The organism is Parendozoicomonas verongulae (assembly GCF_009711465.1).
In the GTDB taxonomy this organism is placed as follows: Bacteria; Pseudomonadota; Gammaproteobacteria; order Pseudomonadales; family Endozoicomonadaceae; genus Sansalvadorimonas; species Sansalvadorimonas verongulae.
Genome location: NZ_SMME01000696.1, coordinates 1 through 5,245 on the forward strand (window position 1 = coordinate 1; position 5,245 = coordinate 5,245).

The window sequence follows — 5,245 nt, forward strand, 5'->3', positions numbered from 1 at the left end:
TTCAAGCAACCGTCATGGGTAACTTAGCCGCTTAGGCCAGAGAGAGCGAGACTGAGGCCAAAGGCGAGAGCCAGTACCACCAGCAAGAATGACAGGAACAATAGAAGAAGCCATGCAGCCCTTATCCAATGAAGCCAAAAGATAAAGTGCTACAAAATCAACGAATCAGCAAGGGTGATATTTGGGCAGGATCTGGTGCCTTGAACATTTGTCTACTTTCTGAGATCCCCGTTAATCTCTTGTAGAAATAATGGAGGTGCTATTCTTGGTCTCCACGCCTCAGTTGAGGGCATTTAATGTGCCAAAAAATAAACAGAATAACCTGAACAGCGTTATCAGTGACCAGACTTTCACTCTTCCTCCTCTGACGCTAACCTTTTTGTTGCTTATGCTCTCTAGCACGATCTCCTATGGAGGTTCTAAAGCAAAGATCAGTGCCCATAACTCGCATGGGCATAACTATGAAGAGTTCGGTTCCGCATATGACGCCATTCAGAAAAGACGCTTCAGTGTCAGAATTAAAAAGAGAACTTCTCTTGCCCACAAACGGAGCATGGAAAGTGCTTTTTCCAAAAAGTCCAACACTGAGAAACTTGAATTCAATAAAGGCCACCATGGTTTTCATCCTCCTTACAGGCAGGACTTAGTAAGCACCTTATCAGCCAGAGAGCTAGGAGTTCCCATCCGGTCTGCACAGCTGACGAATCTGTCACAATATCTCATGGTCAAAACTGCGAAAACCATGAAAAAACAGATAAAACAGCAGACGGTCATTCAGCAAGTACCGACAGATAGTTTTATCCATTCAGTTCATACGGTTTTTTTAGGTGTTCTCCCAGATAATCGTTTAATACTCAGGGGGATGAAACGTGCACGCGATGATACCCCGTCTCCAAAAATCATTCCCTATACCGGCGAACACTGGTCATCCATAGAGATCATTAATCCCAAAGGATATATCAACAGGGTGCTTGTGATTGATGAAAACCATTTTCTCACTGTGCTCTCAAGAGGGGCTGAGCGTTTGCACGTATGGAAAAAAACAGATGGAAAATGGTCTGGCCAGGATTTTGGACATGCGGCCAGTGTTTCCATTTCTCCCGATAAAAGAATGGTCACCTGGTTTAATCCGAAGTTTGACCCTGCCAGCATTTTCGTCTGGTTCGAGTATAAAGGCGAATGGATTTTAGAAAAACTCACTGATGACACAGCTATCCAGGAGCGTTACCACTGCGTCATCCCATTATCTGATGGAAGGGTCATATCCAGCCATAAAGATGGCACTCTCAGAGTCTGGCATAGAGCGGGTGGTATCTGGTTATATCAGGAGCTACCCAATAGAGGGCTGGATAATGACAAGCTTCGCCTGGTTGAGATTGATCCAAATACAATCGCAGTTTACAGCAAAGGGCATATCGGGATATGGAACGAAACTAATGGTCAGTGGTCATATACTCACCTGGCGAACTTGTCTGGGATTCATAAAATTGTATTACTCCAGAACGGCTGGTTATTGAGTCAACCAGAGCATTTTTTCCCTAAATATAAAGGCATAGTTCTCTGGGGCAAAAGAGGTGGTAAGTGGACTCAGGTAACACTGTCCCCCCACTCTTATATCAGAGGAGTTTTTCTTCATGAGGGTAGCCAACTGATATCCAAGACAACGGATGTAATACAAATATGGAGTTTTATTGATGGAAGCTGGGAGTCTGTCTCTTTTCCTGGGAAGTATGAGTATACATACATTCACTCACTGTCAGATGGCCGCTTTCTCAGTGCTGGCAGTGATGCAACACAGATAAAGTTATGGCACAAAGAGGCTGGTATATGGACAACCACTTTGCTGAAGCGGCCAGCATTTTTACAGGATACTCTTGCCTCAATAAATACTTATGTCAAATCTTATACATTATTAAATGACGGTCGGTTACTCGGTTCATTTCGACATGCTTATACAAATGTCAGCCCTGATGAGCCCAGACTCCAGAGATTAGAAGCAAAAAAGGGAACACGATACAATACACGGGCCTTGCACTTCTGGAACCTGTTTCCGCGCAAAGCGTCGTCAAAGTCCAGGAGTGTTTTTTATGAGCGTGTTGAGTCACAAGAACATGTGAAGTATTTAGTGCACTCCAGAAGGTCCTAGTTGTTGTTAAGTATCCAGGCCATTGCTTTCGCATAATGATGGCGAGTGGATATTTTGTCTCTTCGAGGAGCAATGCCGGGAGCGTAGCCCAGCAGGCAATTTTAAGCATGCTTTCTCAGGATTGAACTAGAATGTTTCGTGGTTTGTCAGTGGGGTGCATCTCTCTCGGGCAAGCCCTTCGAGGCAAGGCGGGGAATCTTAAACTCAGTGCCATTGTACCTTACTTCCCTCGGGCGATAGCGGTTCGAGGAGTGAATAATGTTAAGGGCTTATGAGAAGCAGTGGTGGATCTGCACCACTTTTTTCTTCTTAATGCTGGAGCCGATCCAACATTAGGGATGTTGCACCTCTGGGGTAGGGTAAATATGAAGCCAATGAGAGAACATCATTTAACAAGATAATAAGGTCTCTGCAATCAGCTCAGACAATCTGGCAAGCTAACCATAGACACAGCAAATATTAAAAGACACACGACCCTAAAAGTACCCAAGCCACTGCTTTAACTCCACAAGGAATGTCACCGGGAACGTAGCCTGCTACGTGACCAGGGCTGTGACCTGGCAAGAGCGGAGAAAGGCGCCGTCAGCATATGCGAAAGAATATCGAACTTTTATGGATCGCCCCTGTCAAATCATTAAACTTCAATGAAACTTTCTGGGAGATATACGATGAAGAAAATTATTTTAATTTTACCTTTGGCAATTTTTATTACGGCTCTTCATGGATGTGCTACCAAAAACTATGGTCGCCAAGGGGTTTTGACACAGTATGAAAGTGACACAATGTCATGCCGGGAAATTGATCTTGAGATTGCTAAAGTTCGCGGTTTTATGGACCATATCAACGATGAGAGCGCCTTCAGTGGTCGTGATGTGCTTGCTATTCTTGGGGATTTCGGGATAGGTAACAGTCTTGAAAGAAAAGCAGCCATTGAAAGTGCCCAGCAAAGAATGCAGGCACTCCATACTCTGAAATCCAGAAAAAGCTGTAATCAGAAGTAACTTTTAGTTGATTGGCCACCACCACCCTCTTCGCCTGCCAGGTGCTGGCTCTCAAATAACTTGATATATTCCCTGTTGATTGCCATACCTACCATCACCTTGGTAGTGACGGTTCGTGGGTTTAACTATGTTAAGAATTCATCAGAGGCAACAGTGGATCTACACCAGTTTTTTCCTCTTTACTCTCGGGTTTTGTACAAACACCCTGGGCGCGGGTGAATGCCCAATAAGTCTGGAAAGAGAATGCAGTGGTGAGCACGATTTTCTGGCGGCCTGCCGTGAAGGTAACGTGGCTGCCGTGAATTACTTTTTGAGCCTTGAAGGATTTGACATTAACGAACAGTTTATCAGTGGCGCAACGGGTAAACCCATTCATGGCCTTTTTCTTGCGGCACAGAATGGGCATGCTGAAGTGGTACGAGTTCTGGTCAATGATTTTAATATAGACATTGATAAAACATGGCAACATAATGCCACTTCTTTATTTCAAGCAGCTCAGGAGGGTCATCCTGAGGTGGTTAAATGTTTGCTTGATGCCGGTGCTGACCCACTTCAGAAATTGAGGCGTTGTAGCCTTATCAAAAAAAGCCCACTGATGGCTGCAAAACAGGGCAGGCCTTTTTTAAGGATATGCAATCCTGAAAAGTGGGACAGGTATTCAACAATCATTGCTATGCTCGAGAAAGCAATCCGTCGCCCCAGTGCCGATGATTTAGCAACAACCGACCCTAACGACGACAGTTCCTGGTTGGAAAAACACCCCTTCCTCAAACTGATGAAAAGCTCCAAATAATACCAGTCTCATCCGTCCCCCTTCATCTTTCAGGCGCTGGGACTCGAATAATTTGATGCATCCCTTATTAATGACTATTCGTGGGTTGAGTTATGTTAAGAATTCATGAGAAACAACGGTGGATCTACGCCAGTTTTTTCCTCTTTGTTTTCACATTTTGTAGAAACACACTGGGCGCGGGCGAATGCCCAATAAACCTGAAAAGATTATATGGTAATGAGCATGATTTTCTGGCGGCCTGCCGTGAAGGTAATCTGGATGCCGTGCAGTATTTTTTGAACCTTGAAGGATTTGACATTAGCAAGCAGTTTATCAGTGGAGTATCTGGCTATCCGGTTCATGGCCTATATCTTGCTGTTAAAGATGGTCATACTGAGTTAGTTCATATGTTAGCGGAAGCAAGGTCAGTGCTTGATCAACCAGCAAGCGACGGTGACACACCTTTGTATCGAGCAGTTCAAGATGGTCGTACCGATCTCGTTCAGATTTTAGTGGACGCAGGGGCAAAGCTTGATCAACCAATTAGAGAAGGTGACACACCTTTATGCCGAGCGGCTCAAGAGGGTTATGCCGATATCGTTCAGATTTTAGTGGGCGCAGGGGCGAAGCCGAATCAACGAGCAAAGGACAGTGCTACACCATTGTTTCTGGCAGCTCAAAATACCCATGATGAGGTGGTTAAAATTTTGCTGGGAGGTGGCGCTGATCCATCTTTAAAATGGCATTTTGATGGTCTTTTCGCCAAAAGCCCGCTGACTGCAGCAAAATGCAGCAAGCCTCTTCTCAGATTCAAGAACCCTGCTAAGTATGAACGGTGTACAGCAATCATTCATGCGCTCAAACAGGCATCCCGCAAACTCCAGGCTTACCAACCGGTAGCAACTCATTCCCCTACTGAAGAAACACCTTTGTTAAACTCGCTTTCTACTCTTAGCCTGCCAAACGACTCAAAATAGTAACCTTAACGGCCAAGGGCGACAGTCAGGAGATGTATGGCCACAACATTTCCAATCGTCTGGCTGCCGCCCTCCCCTTCGGCTCTTGTATTCGACCAGATTCAGATCGCCATTCTGATCGCGCACAAGAAAATCGGGTTTCGCTTTAATCCTGTACGCCTTTGACCGGTAATAGACTGACACAAACATCCGTCCGGCTGGGCTGACCAGAAGACATTGGCTTATCACCCGGCGCGTCTATACTGCACTGCCTCGATGTTGTGCAGCTGCCACTATAAGGTGAGTTATGAAAAGCACATCTGATCTTCTTGCCTCCCCGCTGCTGACCCTGACTCTGTTGTCGTCCGGG

The 5,245-nt window shown here is 45.4% G+C and carries 6 protein-coding genes; 5 read left to right on the forward strand and 1 reads right to left on the reverse strand.

The window, feature by feature from the left end; translation table 11 throughout:
* Positions 1 to 12 precede the first annotated feature (12 nt).
* Complete coding sequence (locus E1189_RS03065; protein ID WP_230460099.1) at positions 13 to 114, reverse strand: sugar phosphate nucleotidyltransferase; 102 nt, start codon at positions 112 to 114, stop codon at positions 13 to 15.
* A gap of 184 nt (positions 115 to 298) precedes the next feature.
* Between E1189_RS03065 and E1189_RS03070 the strand changes: the two genes are divergently transcribed.
* From E1189_RS03070 to E1189_RS25715, 5 genes are all read left to right on the forward strand, one after another.
* Complete coding sequence (locus E1189_RS03070; RefSeq protein ID WP_155158581.1) at positions 299 to 2,146, forward strand: WD40 repeat domain-containing protein; 1,848 nt, start codon at positions 299 to 301, stop codon at positions 2,144 to 2,146.
* A gap of 668 nt (positions 2,147 to 2,814) precedes the next feature.
* Entirely contained in the window at positions 2,815 to 3,147 is a 333-nt protein-coding gene (locus tag E1189_RS03075) for a hypothetical protein (RefSeq protein WP_155158582.1), read from the forward strand.
* 127 nt (positions 3,148 to 3,274) lie between these two features.
* Positions 3,275 to 3,940, forward strand: coding sequence for an ankyrin repeat domain-containing protein (locus E1189_RS03080; RefSeq protein ID WP_155158583.1), 666 nt, complete (start codon positions 3,275 to 3,277; stop codon positions 3,938 to 3,940).
* 92 nt (positions 3,941 to 4,032) lie between these two features.
* Positions 4,033 to 4,896 (forward strand): ankyrin repeat domain-containing protein, encoded by an 864-nt coding sequence (locus E1189_RS03085; protein WP_155158584.1) that lies wholly within the window; start codon positions 4,033 to 4,035, stop codon positions 4,894 to 4,896.
* Positions 4,897 to 4,932: 36 nt separating this feature from the next.
* Positions 4,933 to 5,061, forward strand: coding sequence for a hypothetical protein (locus E1189_RS25715; protein WP_268921576.1), 129 nt, complete (start codon positions 4,933 to 4,935; stop codon positions 5,059 to 5,061).
* The last annotated feature ends 184 nt before the right edge of the window (positions 5,062 to 5,245 follow it).

Coding starts and splice junctions, on each gene's coding strand:
- E1189_RS03075 (WP_155158582.1), top strand. CDS start 2,815: ATGAAGAAAATTATTTTAATTTTACCTTTGGCAATTTTTATTACGGCT.
- E1189_RS03080 (WP_155158583.1), top strand. CDS start 3,275: ATGTTAAGAATTCATCAGAGGCAACAGTGGATCTACACCAGTTTTTTC.
- E1189_RS03085 (WP_155158584.1), top strand. CDS start 4,033: ATGTTAAGAATTCATGAGAAACAACGGTGGATCTACGCCAGTTTTTTC.
- E1189_RS03065 (WP_230460099.1), bottom strand. CDS start 114: ATGGCTTCTTCTATTGTTCCTGTCATTCTTGCTGGTGGTACTGGCTCT.
- E1189_RS25715 (WP_268921576.1), top strand. CDS start 4,933: ATGGCCACAACATTTCCAATCGTCTGGCTGCCGCCCTCCCCTTCGGCT.